This is a genomic window from Pedobacter sp. SAFR-022, assembly GCF_051965375.1.
GTDB lineage: Bacteria > Bacteroidota > Bacteroidia > Sphingobacteriales > Sphingobacteriaceae > Pedobacter.
On record NZ_JBQCME010000001.1, the window covers coordinates 757,966 to 772,965 of the forward strand.

Annotated in this window: 14 protein-coding genes; 3 read left to right on the forward strand and 11 right to left on the reverse strand. The window is 45.4% G+C overall.

What is annotated here, in order from left to right; genetic code table 11:
• Positions 1-32: 32 nt before the first annotated feature.
• Positions 33-314 (reverse strand): hypothetical protein, encoded by a 282-nt coding sequence (locus tag ACTHQF_RS03225; protein ID WP_440428411.1) that lies wholly within the window; start codon positions 312-314, stop codon positions 33-35.
• A gap of 100 nt (positions 315-414) precedes the next feature.
• Here ACTHQF_RS03225 and ACTHQF_RS03230 point away from each other — a divergent pair, with 100 nt between their 5' ends.
• The 3 genes from ACTHQF_RS03230 (at position 415) to ACTHQF_RS03240 (ending at position 2,883) form a co-directional block, all read left to right on the forward strand.
• The gene (locus ACTHQF_RS03230) at positions 415-993 is read left to right on the forward strand and encodes a Crp/Fnr family transcriptional regulator (protein ID WP_440428412.1); all 579 of its coding nucleotides are present in this window, start codon (positions 415-417) and stop codon (positions 991-993) included.
• Positions 990-1,808, forward strand: coding sequence for an SDR family oxidoreductase (locus ACTHQF_RS03235; RefSeq protein ID WP_440428413.1), 819 nt, complete (start codon positions 990-992; stop codon positions 1,806-1,808). The genes ACTHQF_RS03230 and ACTHQF_RS03235 overlap by 4 nt, the downstream gene beginning before the upstream one ends.
• Before the next feature lie 88 nt (positions 1,809-1,896).
• Positions 1,897-2,883, forward strand: a complete 987-nt coding sequence (locus tag ACTHQF_RS03240) for a glycerophosphodiester phosphodiesterase family protein (RefSeq protein WP_440428414.1) — start codon at positions 1,897-1,899, stop codon at positions 2,881-2,883.
• A gap of 301 nt (positions 2,884-3,184) precedes the next feature.
• Here ACTHQF_RS03240 and ACTHQF_RS03245 read toward each other — a convergent pair whose 3' ends face one another.
• The 10 genes from ACTHQF_RS03245 to ACTHQF_RS03290 all read right to left on the reverse strand — a co-directional run bounded on the left by ACTHQF_RS03245 (position 3,185) and on the right by ACTHQF_RS03290 (position 14,946).
• On the reverse strand, positions 3,185-3,361 hold the full coding sequence (locus tag ACTHQF_RS03245) for a hypothetical protein (RefSeq protein WP_440428415.1): 177 nt from the start codon (positions 3,359-3,361) through the stop codon (positions 3,185-3,187).
• A gap of 162 nt (positions 3,362-3,523) precedes the next feature.
• Positions 3,524-4,936 carry an alkaline phosphatase gene (locus ACTHQF_RS03250; RefSeq protein WP_440428416.1) on the reverse strand — a complete coding sequence of 471 codons (1,413 nt, stop codon included), beginning with the start codon at positions 4,934-4,936 and terminating at the stop codon, positions 3,524-3,526.
• A gap of 86 nt (positions 4,937-5,022) precedes the next feature.
• Entirely contained in the window at positions 5,023-8,310 is a 3,288-nt protein-coding gene (ccsB, locus tag ACTHQF_RS03255) for a c-type cytochrome biogenesis protein CcsB (protein ID WP_440428417.1), read from the reverse strand.
• A gap of 122 nt (positions 8,311-8,432) precedes the next feature.
• Complete coding sequence (locus ACTHQF_RS03260; RefSeq protein WP_440428418.1) at positions 8,433-9,500, reverse strand: NHL domain-containing protein; 1,068 nt, start codon at positions 9,498-9,500, stop codon at positions 8,433-8,435.
• 122 nt (positions 9,501-9,622) lie between these two features.
• Positions 9,623-9,793 (reverse strand): Arc family DNA binding domain-containing protein, encoded by a 171-nt coding sequence (locus ACTHQF_RS03265; RefSeq protein ID WP_440428419.1) that lies wholly within the window; start codon positions 9,791-9,793, stop codon positions 9,623-9,625.
• 2 nt (positions 9,794-9,795) lie between these two features.
• Positions 9,796-10,308: a hypothetical protein gene (locus tag ACTHQF_RS03270; RefSeq protein WP_440428420.1), complete on the reverse strand. Its 513-nt coding sequence runs from the start codon at positions 10,306-10,308 to the stop codon at positions 9,796-9,798.
• 2 nt (positions 10,309-10,310) lie between these two features.
• Positions 10,311-11,168 carry an SPFH domain-containing protein gene (locus ACTHQF_RS03275; protein WP_440428421.1) on the reverse strand — a complete coding sequence of 286 codons (858 nt, stop codon included), beginning with the start codon at positions 11,166-11,168 and terminating at the stop codon, positions 10,311-10,313.
• A 152-nt stretch (positions 11,169-11,320) separates the two neighbouring features.
• Positions 11,321-12,514, reverse strand: coding sequence for a hypothetical protein (locus ACTHQF_RS03280; protein WP_440428422.1), 1,194 nt, complete (start codon positions 12,512-12,514; stop codon positions 11,321-11,323).
• Positions 12,515-12,580: 66 nt separating this feature from the next.
• Positions 12,581-12,922 carry a VOC family protein gene (locus ACTHQF_RS03285; protein ID WP_440428423.1) on the reverse strand — a complete coding sequence of 114 codons (342 nt, stop codon included), beginning with the start codon at positions 12,920-12,922 and terminating at the stop codon, positions 12,581-12,583.
• Between the two features lie 80 nt (positions 12,923-13,002).
• Positions 13,003-14,946, reverse strand: coding sequence for a PAS domain-containing sensor histidine kinase (locus ACTHQF_RS03290; RefSeq protein ID WP_440428424.1), 1,944 nt, complete (start codon positions 14,944-14,946; stop codon positions 13,003-13,005).
• Between the last annotated feature and the right edge of the window lie 54 nt (positions 14,947-15,000).

Below are 15,000 nucleotides of genomic sequence, written 5' to 3' on the forward strand. Positions count from 1 at the left end.
GAACCTTCAACGGAAAGAGTGATCTATTCAGGTCACTCTTTTTCATTTGAGGCATGCTGAACCTCGTTCAACTTAGCCATCAATCTTTCCTGTATCCTGCTGATCGTGCCCGCCTTATCACGCTGAAGCTGTTCTATCAGCGGTTGATCCAATCCCGGTGGATTATACAAAGATCCCCAAAGGCCGATCTCAACCAGCACAGGCACCAGGTCTATCCCCTTCTTGGTAAGATGATAAACGAACTTCGATTTCTCATCTGCCGCCATGAGCAATACTTTCGGCTTTGGCGGGCACAATGGCATCGTAATTTTCAAGAAGTTTATTTAATCACGATACGCTTTTTTACCAAATGGTAACTGCTGACTTAGTACAGGCCAATACATTTGTACTTTAAGAACACGAAAATGGCATGGCATGAACAAGCTTAAAACAGCATTAGCCTTTGGAGGGCTTCTTTCAGAGAGCAACATTGATCAACTCAGTATGCTTTTTAAACGGCGGACGCTCAAGGCTGAAGAATATGTACAGGAGTTCCGTACGATCGTGAAGGAGATTGTATTCATCCAGCAAGGTGCCCTCCGGGTCTATGGTGTGGACAACAACGGAAATGAGGTCACCAAATGTTTTATCCGGGAGAACCAGTTCTTTGCAAACCTCGAAAGCTACTATTCAGGCCAACCGACCTTCGATGCAGTTCAGGCGGTCATACCTACGGAAATCTACACCATTCCATTTTCGGTATTCGAAAGACAGTACGAACAAATCCCCAACCTGTTTATTTTCTCCAAGACGCTTGCGGAGATGACCTTATTAAATGGCATTAAGGACAACGACTTCCTGAACTTTGGAGATGCAAAAACTAAATATGCTGCATTTCTGCAACGGTATCCGCAGTTGGCCCAACAAGTACCGCAGCAGTATATTGCCTCCTACTTGAAGATTACGCCCCAATCACTGAGTAGAATCAGAAACCGCCTAGCCAAACAAAAATGAAAAGAACAATCTTAATCACTGGCTGCTCTTCCGGTGTTGGAAAAGCCGCCGCCTTATTGTTTGCTGAACGAGGGTTCAATGTAGTTGCAACCATGAGAGATCCCGACAAAGGCCGCGATCTTAGTGCTCTACCGGGTATTTATGTGCAGCGAATGGATGTGACCGATGTCGGTTCTGTTGAAAAAGCAATCAAAGCAGGTATTGCTTACTTCGGGAGCATCGATGTTTTGCTGAACAATGCCGGCATAGGTGTGCTCGGCGCTTTTGAAGCCGCAGATCCAGCTTTAATACAGCAACAATTTGACACCAACGTCTTCGGGGTCATGCGAACGATCAAAGCAATACTGCCACACTTCAGAGCAAAAAAGCAGGGCATGATCATCAACATATCCTCGGGTGTAGGTATCATTCCAATTCCCATGCAGAGCCTCTATGACTCGACCAAGTTTGCACTGGAAGGTTTCTCTGAGTCCCTGTATTATGAGCTTGCAGCAATTGGAATCAAGTTAAAAATTGTACTCCCGGGCGCTATAAAAAGCAACTTCTTCCATTCCATGCGCATTACAGATGTCACCGACTATCCGGATTACGGCACTTACCAGCGGACAGTGTTGCAGAACGTTAAGAAAAGTAACGAGCATTCCGGAGCAGATCCAAGACTGATAGCGGAAGTCATTTATCAGGCTGCGACCGATAACCGCAACAAGCTTAGATACCTGGCGGGTAAAGACATCAGGCTTTTTGCTAAGGTGAGAAGACTTCTTCCTGAAGGCCTATTTATGCGTATGGTCAAGAAGACCTTTGAAAAGTCCTGACTAGACATCTTGAGGCATTTGCCACCAAATACAAAAAGCTTAATATTGCCTTAACGGCATTCAAAATTGGGCATGTTAGTTTAGCGGTGTGAAAAAGAACCTAACCCTACTACTCGCCACAGGACTACTATGTTCAGGTGGCGTCTTCGGACAACAGAAAATCGATGTACAAGCGCATCGTGGAGGCATGGCCTTAATGCCTGAAAATACAATCCCTGCGATGCTCCATGCGGTAAAACTGGGCGTCAAAACCCTGGAACTGGACGTAGTCATTTCCGGCGACGGGAAAGTCGTTGTTTCCCATGATGCCTATATGTCTTCCGACTTCATGCGTAAGCCCGACGGCAGTGATATTAAAAAGGAAGAAGAGCGAAATATTGCGCTGTATAAAATGACCTATGACAGCATCAGCCGCTTCGATGCCGGCAGCAAACCACACCCACGTTTTCCAGATCAGTTGAAAATGAAAACCCATAAACCGCTGTTGGAGGACTTGATAGACAGTGTTGAAGCCTATGTGAAGACAAATAAGCTTAAACCCGTTTACTACAATATCGAAACTAAAATATCACCTGCCGGCGATGGTCTATATAACCCATCACCAGAGGTTTTTGTCAATACGATGATGGCTGTGATCAATTCAAAGTCGATCAAGGATAGGGTAATCATCCAGTCGTTTGATGTCCGTACACTGCAGATCCTCCATAAAACCGAGCCCTCGGTTAAACTTTCACTGCTAACGTTTGGAAAGCAAGATGCCTTAGCCAAACTAAGAACCCAGGGATTGTCTGCTGAAGATGAAAAGAAGCTGAAACAATCGCCCCTTTTCACAGGAAAAGGTGGCTTAGCGGATGACCTGGAAAGACTAGGCTTCAGTCCCGACATCTATAGTCCATACTATACTTCGGTAGATGCAGAAATGGTCGCTAAAGCACATGCCTTGAAGATGAAAATCCTCCCCTGGACCGTAGATGAAGAAAAAGATATGATTGCTTTAGGCGAGCTAAAGGTGGATGGCATCATCACCAACAGCCCCGACAAGATGATCAAGCTGTTTGGTAATTATCAAAAATAAATTTCAGGTCACACAATATAACTGGCATTTCTACGCTATATATCTGAGAGCGTTAATTTAGATAAAGGGGCTATGATCACAGATCATGGTCCCTTTGTTTTTAAATATGCTGATGCGAGCCCGCATGAACGCAAATTGATCTATATTTAAGGCCTGAAAGCAAACAGCATGAAAACAAGATTCCTAATACTCGCAATATCGGCATTGATGATCACCAGTTCATGTTATACGACAAGAACCGCAGGTAATAGCGGTAAAGTTCCTCCGGGACAAGCGAAAAAAAGATCAGGAGCAAAGTCTGCTAAACCTTTTGCACCCGGTCAGCGAAAGAAATAAATCCGGCAACACCGCCTTCAATGATGCAAAACACCTTCAATCCGCATCTTTCGCATTTCCTGAAAAAGTTAGCGGTCGGGTAGTTTGCAAGCTGAATACTATGGAATTCCAGATCCCGGTTCTGATATACGATAATGTTCATGTCCGTGCTTTTTAACAAATTACGCAGCAGACATTAATAGCATATCATGTAAATGTTAACGATTATGCGTACTAAAGAAATTAAGATGATTTCTCTATAAACGTTAAAGAAACCATCCCGATTTACCAGTGACTACGCTTGTAAAACGCTCCATGTAAACTGTTATGCGCGATCTACAGTAAGACCTGCAGCCTTTAGCATCAGGTTATGCAGTTCGAAGTTGCGTACAAATGGATTTAAAAGTTCAGCTCCCGGGCCAAGCATTGCCAATTCTACATAATCTGCGGAATGATCCATTGAACCCCAACCCACAGAAGTATAGGCGGTTTGCAGTTGTGCGAGCTCACGGTAGGGAAGTTTTCTCGGATTGTAAATGCCTTTTTCGTCCAGGGTCTGGTAATGTTTGAGTACTGCAGAAGCTTCTTCCTTAGTGATTGCATAACCTTGTGCCTCCACAATCTTCTCCATTAAAGTTGATGCACTCGTATTTTTATCAACCCCACTTAAGATCCACTCATTGGTGTGCTTAAAAGTCTGAATCCTGTCGAAGTTCTGGTTTGCCTTAGCGCCGGAAAACAGTCCAGGATTCGCATTTCCATGATCGGTTGTAATAACAACCAGGGTATCCTTATGCTTCGCTGCAAAGTCCAGAACAATCTTTAGGGTGTCATCAAAAGCCACCTGATCATAAAGTAATGCACCAATATCATTCGCGTGTGCCGCCCAGTCTACCTTGCCTGCCTCCACCTGTAAGACAAAGCCTTTAGGGTTCTGGCTAAGCTTCTTAATGGCTGTGGCAGTCATCTCGGCTAGCGTTGGAATGCTCTTAAGTAAGTTGGCATCATTCGCACGGTCCAGGGTATATGGCAGTCCGTCCTCGTTGAAAACACCAAGTAGTTTATTGCCGGTAGTATTTGCCTGCAGCAGGTCGTTTCTGTCTTTCAGGACAGCATACCTGGCATCACTAAACTTTTTAAACACGTCATCTTTATCCTCCCGAAGTGAGGAACTGAAGAATTCCAGTCCACCGCCTAAAAGAACATCGAAGCCTGAAGAAAGGTATTTCAACGCGATACCCGCCTGATCATTTCTACCTTTGCTGCTTACGCAGAAGCCCGCAGGCGTAGCATGAGTGATTGGCACGGTCGTCACACAGCCTGCAGATTTCCCTGCCGCCTTAAACTTCATCCAGATAGGTGTGTTTTCCGACCCATCGGGATTGGTGTTCAGCGATCCGTTATTTACCCGCTTGCCACCGCCCCAGGACGAACTTGCCGCCGCGGAATCTGTGACCAGTGAATTGGCGGAAGCGGTATCCATGAATGCGCGTTTAGCCTGGTTCTGCTCATAGAGTGAAATCCAGTTGCTCGGACGCCCTTCTTTTCTACGCAGCAGCATGTCCGTCATATTCAACGTACCGGTGCTCATGCCGTCACTGACCATGAAAATGATGTTCCTGGCCTGACCAGCATTCAAAGCTGTTTGCTCCTGTTCCTGAGCAAAAATTGCTGATGGTGAAATAAGTGAAGCACCGATCAGCGCTGAGCCTCCTTTAAAAAAATCTCTTCTTCTCATGGCGTAAAGAAAAGACTCTTATTTAACGTTAAATTAAAGTTATTGTAACCTAATCACACATATGGCTGCTACAGCGATGGGCTAGCCTACTTCACTGGCCTGTTCTTGTAGCGCTGGTAAGATACAATCGCCATGATCGCCACAACAATAACTGTGATATAAACCCAAGCTGGAATAGGTACTGGATCGCCCTGTGCATACGAGTGCAGACCACTCAGGTAATAGTTCACGCCAAAATAGGTCATGATAATCACCGAAAAGGCTAGTAGTGAAAGTAGATTGAACAAGTATTTGCCGCGTAAACCAGGAATCAGTCTGATGTGCAGTACAAACGCATATACAATCACCGAAATGAATGCCCAGGTTTCTTTAGGATCCCAGCTCCAGTAGCGCCCCCAACTTTCGTTGGCCCAGATACCGCCGAGGAATGTTCCGACGGTAAGCAAGAATATACCCACGGTGAGCGACATCTCATTCACAATCGTCAGTTCCACGATAGATGCTTTTACTTTGGCACTGATCTTTTTATGGTCAATGATGTACAGGATGAGCACCACGGTGCCCAGCAGTGCACTCAGGCCGAAGAAACCATAACTGGACGTGATAATGGCCACATGTATCATCAACCAGTAAGATTTGAGAACCGGAACGAGTGGCGTGATCTGCGGGTTCATTTGTGATCCACCATGTGCAAACCCCATGAGGATCACCGCGATTAAACATCCTGCCGCAGGAATAAAGGCATTGCTGTTGCGGTATAGTAACAAGCCCGACATCACCCCGATCCAGCTGATGAACATCACCGCCTCATAGCCATTGCTCCAGGGCTCATGCCCGGAAATGTACCAGCGTACGCCAAGCCCGAACATCTGCAGGAAAGCCGCAATACTAATCAGGGCTAAGACGAAATTCACGGTCTTAGAAAGCGCTTTCGAGTCTTTGAAGAGTCTGCCAAAGGCTAGTGCGAGAATCACAGTTCCTAGAATAGCATAGCTGATCATTAGGTTCAGGAAGATGTTCCAGGAATTATAACGCAGCTCCATCTCTATTTTGGTCGAAGACGGCACCACAGCTTTCCCTAATTCCGTCTGCACCTGTTTCAATGCTGTTAAACTTTGTTCAGCAGCATTCCAATCGCCGTTTCTGTTCGCTTGTAAAACGCTCATCAGGTACTGCGTGGCCGGATTTTGCGCCGCTGAAGCGTTTTCCGACGGTGTAGGTGCTACAATCCAGGTATTGTTCTTATCTCCTGCTACCGGAAAGATCCGGAGGTACTGCCCATTTAGCAGTTGCTGCATCACCTGCAGTTTATCGTTCAGGTCGATGACATCTTTGTCGTACGTATTCTGTTCAGAAGCTTTCTTGGCAAATGCCTTTAAATAATCCGCCTTAAGGCTATAATCCAGGCTGCCATCAGGTGTCAGTGCCAATAGGTTCACCATCGTCGTATAGCCTTCAGCATTTGCTTTAACGGTGGCAAGTAAACCAGGTCCACTTTTGCTGCCCACCTTAATCAGCGGCACATTTACCCAGTCGAACGGCAAAGTAGATATTGATAAGAAAAACTGGTTAGCACTAAGCCCATGAAACTTGTCCTTGTGGTACAATTTCCGAAGTATCTCCAGCGCCATTGTATTCACAGGCTCAATACGCCCGTCGATGTTCTGCACCAGCAGGCTACCGAAGCTATCCGCATGGGTAGCATCAATCTTAACAGCAGCTGCAAAGTCCTTCCCATTGACCATTTTACCCGCCAGAATACGTTCCAGGCTTGCTATGTGGTTATGATCTGGTGCTGCCGGTGCTTTGACCACGCTGTCCGGACCGTGATCATGATCATGACCGTCGCCATGATCGTGTGCATGGTCATGCTGAGTACCATCCTTGCCATGCATATCGATCTCCTGCCCGTGGGCTAATGCACCTGGCATCAGTAACAACAACACCAATAGCGTTTTAGAACGGGAGATTGTCTTCAGCTGCTGGTTTAGTTTAGAAAAGTGTGTTCCTTTCCAAAACAGTGTGACAAACAAGCCGCCGAAAAGCAGGATGTAGCCGAGATAGGTGATGTTGGTGCCCCAATAATCGTGATTTACGGAAAGCACGGTACCAAGTTCATCCTGATCGAAGCTCGCCTGAAAGAAGCGATAGCCATCCTGATCAAGGACATGGTTCATGAATATCTTGTAAGGACGCTCATTTGGCCCCTCTTGTATCATAATATCAGAAGAATAAGCTGCTGGGCTATTACTTCCGGGATATTTTTCCATTTTGAAGTCTACAAGCTTCAGGCTAAACGGCGTTCTGTATATTTTCGAACCATAACCCATGGCAATAGGCAATCCACCTACTGCGCCCTGATAATTGAAGTTCGTCAAACCTCTACCTCCATATATAGATACCGTATCTGTAGCTGAGGGGGTGGTGACTTCAACCCTAACCAGATCCAGGTCATGCTCGTGACTGCGTTTATCACCTTCATAATTGATGATATTTCCAGTTCGTGCAGGTTCAGGTATCACAAAAGCGAGGGCCCCATAGGTGTAAAGGCTCCGCAGGTGAAATTGCTGGGGACTGTCGGGCGCCACTGTTTTCCGCTCCTGAGTGGCCATAATCATGTAATTACCCTCATAAGGTGAGGTAATGGTATAACCTTCCCGGCCATCCGCAATATTAATTGCTCCGGTCGTCGGGGCATTATAACTAACCACCATCCCTGCAATCAGCTTTACACCACCACTTTGAATATATTTATTGACCCGTTTGCCTTCTTCCAGCACCACCAGGTGAAGTGTTGGCTTACCCGCAGGACTGAGTACAAGCGAATCCTGTGCCCTTGCGTAGAAGTCTACAACTTTCACTTTAACTCTGGAACCCTTGTAATCATATTCCGCGGCAAAAGTCTTTTTAAATGGCTTTAAATACCAGGGTATGCGGTTGGAAATAAGGGTAGCAGGCACATCATCATAGGCCAGGGCATCATCATTTTGCCCGATTTGAATTTTGAAGAAAGTGGCATCAGAAACCACCTCATCACTTGATGCACCCTCCCGGATATGCATGGAACCTTCGAAGCTGATGTACCGCGTTACAAAACCACCAATAAAGATCACGATAAACGCCAGGTGGAAGACCAGCAGTGGCAGTTTCTTGAAAGACATCAGCTGATATCTTTTAATATTTCCAACGAAATTAAGAATGAGGATGAGCATGATCAGCTCGAACCACCAGCAGTTATAAATCAAGGCTTTCGCCACCGGCGTACCATAATCATTTTCTACAAAAGTGGCCATGGCCATAGAAAATGCATAAAGAAGTAAGAGGGTACCCATCGTGCGGGTAGAGAAGAGAATTCGGGTCAGCTTTGCTATCATTTTCAGAAATCCTGCCGTCTACTTGCCGGCAAAGCCGCATAATAGATATTTTCCCCTAGGCGGGCCTAACTTTTCTTGAAAAAAGATAATCCTATGATATTTAACGGCAGGACATTATAGCCCTATCTAGGAAAAGTTATTTTTCTGATCTGATGATTTCCCCGATCGGTGATCAGTAGATTTCCGTCTACGTCGATCGCAATGCCTGATGGTTCAAAAAACGACGCCGAGTGCGCAGGTCCGTCAACAGCGCCATACTGGTCAGTTCCAGCGATTGTACTTACCAGACCAGCAGTGGATATCATCCTAATCTTATGGTTACCTCGATCCGCTACGTAGATATTTCCAGTCTTATCAATTGCCAGGCCCTGAGGGAGATTGAAGCTTGCTTCACTGGCCAGCCCATCCGCATGACCTGCCATACCAGAGCCGGCTACAACGGAAACTTCATCATTGGCGTTTATCTTCAAAATCTGGTGCTTTCCATAATCCGCTATAATCAGCTCCTTTTGGGCATTAATGGCAATGCCTAAAGGGAACCGGAATGGAGATTGTCCGTCGTCTATTCTCAAGCCGCCAGCTAAGGTCTTTATTTCTCCATCTTTTAGGCGCTTTACATAACTGGTAAACTGGGTTATATAAATAGAACCAGAAGCATCATCTATCGCCAATGCTGATGGCGAACTTAACCTGTTCGAGCCGAGTGGCCCATCTACATCGCCCTTCGTGGATCCTGCTATAAGTTTAATTTTCCCGGCTGGACTAATTTGTTTGATGTTATTATTCTCTGAATCGCCAACAAATACATTCCCATACCAATCTACCGCAATGCCTGAGGGCCCCGTAAATGCACTTGAAGCCAACTCGGTGTTTCCAGATCGCCCACCCGCAAGCGTTGACACGACACCTTCAGGTGTAACTTTCCGGACTGCATGATTAGCATAATCTGCGACATAAACATTTCCAAAAAGATCAATAGATATTGCTGTAGGGCTTAAGAACTTGGCTGTTTCACCTGTTCCATCCTTAAATCCGTGGTTAACACTGCCAGCAAATGTGGACACAACTGGCCCCTTCACTTCGACTTCTTCCGGCTCGTTCTTTTTATCCTTTTTACAAGCTACAAAGCAGGATAGAGAAATCAAAAGCAGGAACATTGCTTGCTGGCGTATTGCCGGATTGATATTCATAGATAGGTTTGGGTGTGAATTATTCGCTGTGCAGTTTACTTTCTTTTTCAAGATATGCAAGGATACTCACATTTCAAAGCGCAAGCGATTAATAGTCATCACGTTTCTTTCAATTCCAAATGTCAATCATCCGTTTTCCGTTTTCGTGTTCCTTTCTTACGCTCATTGATAGCCTTGTTAAGCAAGTATTCAATCTGTCCGTTGATACTTCTAAACTCGTCATTGGCCCAATCTTCGAGTTCTTTAAGCATCTCCGGACTTACCCTAAGTACAAAAGGTTTTTTATCAGCCATAACTATGTTGCTGCTGCCGCGGCATGTCTTTGTCTTGTTAAATGAATTTGCAAAGCTAAAAAGGCCAGTAAAAGCATCCAGCGATTTTGTTGAGCCTGCACATCAATATAGATCACCGGCATCTTAAAACCCCTGCTTTTGATGCTTAACAATGCTGTGCCATCTTCCGCTTTCCAAACCGTTGTATTCTTCCAAATGGAAGGTTTCGTAAAGGTCGCCCTGAACCCATCATGAGCACTGAAGGTAACTGTTGTTCCCAAAAGATTACCAGAGGTTGTTGCAGAAGAACCATCGGTAGTACTATTTATCTCGGCACCTGACCATCCCTTGCCCGTAATTACCCAATTTCCATCTGCAGTCTCAATGATCGACTTTGTACGCCAAAAACCTTCATGACGGAGTATGCCATAACTGTGTACCCCATCAGTGAGTTCATACCGAGGCCTCCACAATCCATGCCGTTTTACGTTGAGCTCAAGCGGCATGGCTGATTTCAATGTTAAAAAGTCGTTCATTATTAATGGTATAAGGTACCCGTATTTACGACTGGAGATACTGCCCGTTCGCCACAAAGTACCACAAGCAAGTTGCTCACCATTGCAGCTTTACGCTCTTCGTCAAACTCCACAATATTTTTCTCAGAAAGACGTGAAAGCGCCATTTCCACCATGCCTACCGCACCCTCCACGATCTGTTTACGTGCAGCAATAATCGCCGAGGCCTGCTGCCTTTGGAGCATCGCATTCGCAATTTCAGGCGCATAGGCCAGGTGCGATATGCGGGCCTCAAGGACTTGTATACCGGCACGTTCAAGCCTTTCATTCAGTTCCTGCTCTAACATTTCACTTACCTGCTCTGCCCCACCTCTCAAGGTAAGTGCCGCGGATTCGTCCTCCAAGTTATCATACGCAAAGCTATTGGCAAGATGCCTTACTGCAGCTTCGCTTTGGATATTAACATACTGCAGGTAATTTTCAACCGAGAAAACAGCCTTGGCGGTGTCTGTTACCTGCCATACGATGACGGCGGCAATCTCAATTGGATTCCCAAGCTTGTCATTAACCTTCAGCTGTTGACCGTTGAGGTTATAGGCTTTCAGGGATATATTCTTTTTAACCGTAAAAGGATTCACCCAGAAAAAACCGTCTTTTTTCACCGTACCAACATACTTACCAAACAAGGTAAGCACCTTGGATTCATTCGGATTAACAATAGTCAATCCAGGTAGTACCAATGCAATGTCAATGATCGATACCAGTATGCAAGCTGTGATGTACCGGTTCATACCCAGGTAAATCGCTACAGCTGCAAGTAGCAGAGATAAGATCAGGGCGCCGTAGCCTGATGGAGGATTCGTAGTCTTTTCAGTTTCCATATGTTCTATATTTGATTTAAAGTGATATCATAAAGATATCAAAATAGCAATAAAAACAAAGGATCAATCACCTATAAATTGAGCTACTATAAAAAAAAAGAGGTTGCACATCTTCCGGTGATACAACCTCTTTCTCAGCACTTTAATCTCTGTTACTGCGCAATCAATCGCGGCAACTGCGCTTCAAACTGGCGGGTAAACTCCTGTGCAGTCAAAATATGACCCTGTTTTTGTGCTTTATCAGCCACTTCATAACCCCATTTCGCTGCTGCCATGCGCTGCGTAGGCGTACCATGATGGCCGTCACTTGTAAATGAACAATCACCAATGTTGAAGAAGACGTTTAAGAAAAGTTGTACCCTTTTCCACTGCATAGAAGCTCCACGTGCATGCGACAAGTAGTAAGCAGAGTAAGCATCTGCCATTAGCTCTGTCCTTCTGGTTGCTTCCGGACCCGACTGATCTCCAAAAAGATTCAGATCGAACTGAATATGATGTCCAAACTCATGAGCCAGGATGGCTTGCGGAGCCACATCAGCATAACCGATCGCCGCAAAAGCATCCATGATGCCGTCGCCCATAATGATCTTATCTGGAATAACGCCGTAAGGTGGAAAATTGAATGACGATTGTGCAAATGCATTAAAAGTAAACATCGGATGATTACCCCCTCTAAGTTGAGGATAGGCATCTACTACCGCTAAAACTAAATCAGCATAGTAGTTCGCGCTTGCATCATCAAGGCCAAATGCCGCTTTATAAGTCCTTAAAATTCTAGCCCTATCAGTCAGCATCGTTCCATGCATGGCAGCAAGCACGATATTTTCGGAATCGATGTTCCAGAAGCGTTTCAAATCTTTGAACGCCTTGCTGAGCTTTTGTGAATACTGCCCGTTCGCCCCAAAGGTCTGATTTGCACTGCTATTCTCAAAAAGCAGTGCATCATAGGTCGGCAGATCGAGCATAGCTGCTGTTAACACATAATCGATGATCGTGCTGTTCCAATCGGAAAGTTGCTGATCTAACCACTGGCTGGACGCCGTATTATCGTCACAGCTGGTTTCCTCAAGCTTAAGCGCCTTTCTAACCTTGCCCCGGTATTCCGGGTGCATATTCAGCTGCAGTTTGGCTGTGCCACGCACCTTTGCTTTCGCTGCTGCGGGAATCTTAGCATACAAAGCCTCAATTTTTTGCTGAACATCAGGAGAAAGCGTAATGGACTGGTTTTTTACAGACTTTCCAAGTTCCTCTTGGTTCAGAATAGCGTTTGTACTTTCTTTTTTACAGCCCAGGAAGCACGCAAAGACAATTGCAGCACTGGCTACGAGTAGGTTGGTTTTTTTCATAAAGTAGGTTTAATGATTACTAACATTAAGATAGCAACATTCACCACTAAAAACCTGAACTTTTTCTTATTTATCCGACCAAACCCCGAGCTCGTTACCAGCAGGGTCAAGAAAATGAAATCTGCGGCCGCCCGGAAAGGAGAAAATCTCTTTTGATATGATGCCCCCGGCCCGAATTACTACATCTTGCAACTGCTCCAAATCCTCATGATAAAGAATCACCAAGGCGCCGTTTATAACCTCATCTGTGCTTTTCTCAAATCCGCCATCAAGCCCGGCATCTGCAAAAGCGACATAGTCCGGTCCATAGTCAGTAAAGCTCCAATTAAATGCAGCAGTGTAGAAATTCTTGATTGCTTCAAGGTCCTTTGCCTTAAATTCAACGTAGTTGATGTGATTGTTTGCCATGTGATTTAAATTCCATGAATTTACAATTTCAGGCACATATTACAACTGCTTCGAACTATTTCCCAGGCAAACAGGCAGCTTTATTGAAGCGTTGGTAAGGTAAACCAGAAGCTACTCCCAGCGCCCAGAACACTATCAACGCCGATCTGCCCGCCATGTCGCTCCACCAGCTCAGCACTGATATACAGCCCCAGCCCCAAGCCAGACACCTGCTTACCAGAAGCATCTGCCCGGTAATAACGATCAAACAGCTGCGGAATCTTGTCCGGCGCAATTCCAGGACCTGTATCCCGGACCGTTATTTTCAGAAACGAACCTTCATTTTTGATATGCGTAAAGATCCTATACGACTCAGGCGCATACTTGATGGCATTATTTACCAGATTTACGACAACCTGCTCGATGCGATGTTCATCCGCAAAAACAGATGCATTCAAGTCTCCTTCCAGAACAAGGGAATACCTGGAAGTTTCTTCGATATGGCTGAAGGCACGTTCGAGCATCTCGGCCACTTTGAACCAATCTTTACGCAGTTCCACCTGCCCTTGATTCATTCTGGACACATTCAACAGGTCCTCCACCAGCTCCGAGATCTTGTTCATACTTCGGGTTGCCTGATCCAGCAGTTTCGGAAACAGCGTATGATTTGGGGTTTCCCTGATCCTGGTTATGAGCTGTAAAGAAGCCTTTAGCGATGTGATTGGTGTTTTCAGCTCATGACTGGCTATCGAAATAAAATCATCTTTTTGCTGCTGAAGTGCCTTCTGCTGGGTAATATCTATTGCCGTTCCCAAAGTACGTTCGGGTTGCCCTTTGTCGTCAAAATAAACTTTAGCCTGGAATCTCACCCACTTCATTGCGTCCGTTTCAGAAACCAACCTGGCTTCATAGAAAACTCTTCCAGTCTTTCTAGCTTCCAACAGCGCCTGATCGCTTAATTTCTTATCCTCCGGGTGATACTGACTTACCAGTTCTTTCCTGGTGATGCCTGCTTTTAGCCCGACGATTTCATCAAAACGTTCCGAGGTTACAAAATCATCCGTATTAAAGCGGTATTCATAAGTACCAATGTCCGCAGCATCAGTAGCAAGTCGTATCCTTTCTTCAACTTCTTCTATAGCCTTTCTTGCATTTACTTTTTCAGATACGTCAATCCCGACAACCATCACGGCCGAAACATTACCAGTAATATCAAAGACCGGTTCATAGGTGAAATCTATAAAAACCTTCTCTGACCGGCCATTTCTTAGCAGGTTAACGTCAGCTTCTTTGGCCTTGAAAGCTTCTCCAGTACGAATTACTTCCTGCATAATTGGCGCATAGGATTCGGCAGCCTCCGGCACGCCCTCCCATATACTAAGCCCATCTAACTGCTCGAGTTTCTTTCCAACCAGTTCCAGATAACGCTCATTAACATCTGTGACCTTAAGATCACTGGCGCTAATCACGCAGATTGCAAATGGGGCCTGTAAAATAAGATTTCTAAAGCGCCTTTCGCTTAGCTCTAGTAAATGGTTAGATTCGGTTAATTCTTCATTTATGGTTGCAAGTTCTTCGTTGAAAGCCTCAAGCTTCCTGTTGGTAGAAGCGAGCTGTTCGTTCATTAACAACGCCTGCTCGCCGAGTTCCTTGATCTTCTCTTTAGACTCCACAAGTCCGGTAACATCCGTTGCATAACATACCACACCAATGATCTTGCCTCCACTATCCTTTAAGGGTTGATAAGAAAAGGTAAAGTACGACACCTTTACCTGCCCGTCAATGAGGAAGGTTGCGCGATCGTTAACGGCATAATAAGGCTCTCCAGTTGCCATGACCTGTCGTAATAAGGACTGAAAAGGCTGGTCCTGAAGCTCGGGTAGTGCCTCAGAAAAGGATTTCCCAACTACAGACTTATCCTTCCCCCAAGCCTTAAGCGTCGCTGCGTTGGCAACGGCTACAATAAGTTCGTCACCCAGGATCAAGTATATTGGATATGGAGAGCCTTCAATCAGGCCCGCCAGAATTTCATTATTAGGAATCATTATTCGATACTAGTTCGACATGCAGATTTGCTGCAAAAACGAAGTTAGAATAAG

Coding starts and splice junctions, on each gene's coding strand:
- ACTHQF_RS03245 (WP_440428415.1), bottom strand. CDS start 3,361: ATGAACATTATCGTATATCAGAACCGGGATCTGGAATTCCATAGTATT.
- ACTHQF_RS03270 (WP_440428420.1), bottom strand. CDS start 10,308: ATGAACGACTTTTTAACATTGAAATCAGCCATGCCGCTTGAGCTCAAC.
- ccsB (WP_440428417.1), bottom strand. CDS start 8,310: ATGATAGCAAAGCTGACCCGAATTCTCTTCTCTACCCGCACGATGGGT.
- ACTHQF_RS03280 (WP_440428422.1), bottom strand. CDS start 12,514: ATGAAAAAAACCAACCTACTCGTAGCCAGTGCTGCAATTGTCTTTGCG.
- ACTHQF_RS03260 (WP_440428418.1), bottom strand. CDS start 9,500: ATGAATATCAATCCGGCAATACGCCAGCAAGCAATGTTCCTGCTTTTG.
- ACTHQF_RS03290 (WP_440428424.1), bottom strand. CDS start 14,946: ATGATTCCTAATAATGAAATTCTGGCGGGCCTGATTGAAGGCTCTCCA.
- ACTHQF_RS03235 (WP_440428413.1), top strand. CDS start 990: ATGAAAAGAACAATCTTAATCACTGGCTGCTCTTCCGGTGTTGGAAAA.
- ACTHQF_RS03285 (WP_440428423.1), bottom strand. CDS start 12,922: ATGGCAAACAATCACATCAACTACGTTGAATTTAAGGCAAAGGACCTT.
- ACTHQF_RS03265 (WP_440428419.1), bottom strand. CDS start 9,793: ATGGCTGATAAAAAACCTTTTGTACTTAGGGTAAGTCCGGAGATGCTT.
- ACTHQF_RS03230 (WP_440428412.1), top strand. CDS start 415: ATGAACAAGCTTAAAACAGCATTAGCCTTTGGAGGGCTTCTTTCAGAG.
- ACTHQF_RS03275 (WP_440428421.1), bottom strand. CDS start 11,168: ATGGAAACTGAAAAGACTACGAATCCTCCATCAGGCTACGGCGCCCTG.
- ACTHQF_RS03250 (WP_440428416.1), bottom strand. CDS start 4,936: ATGAGAAGAAGAGATTTTTTTAAAGGAGGCTCAGCGCTGATCGGTGCT.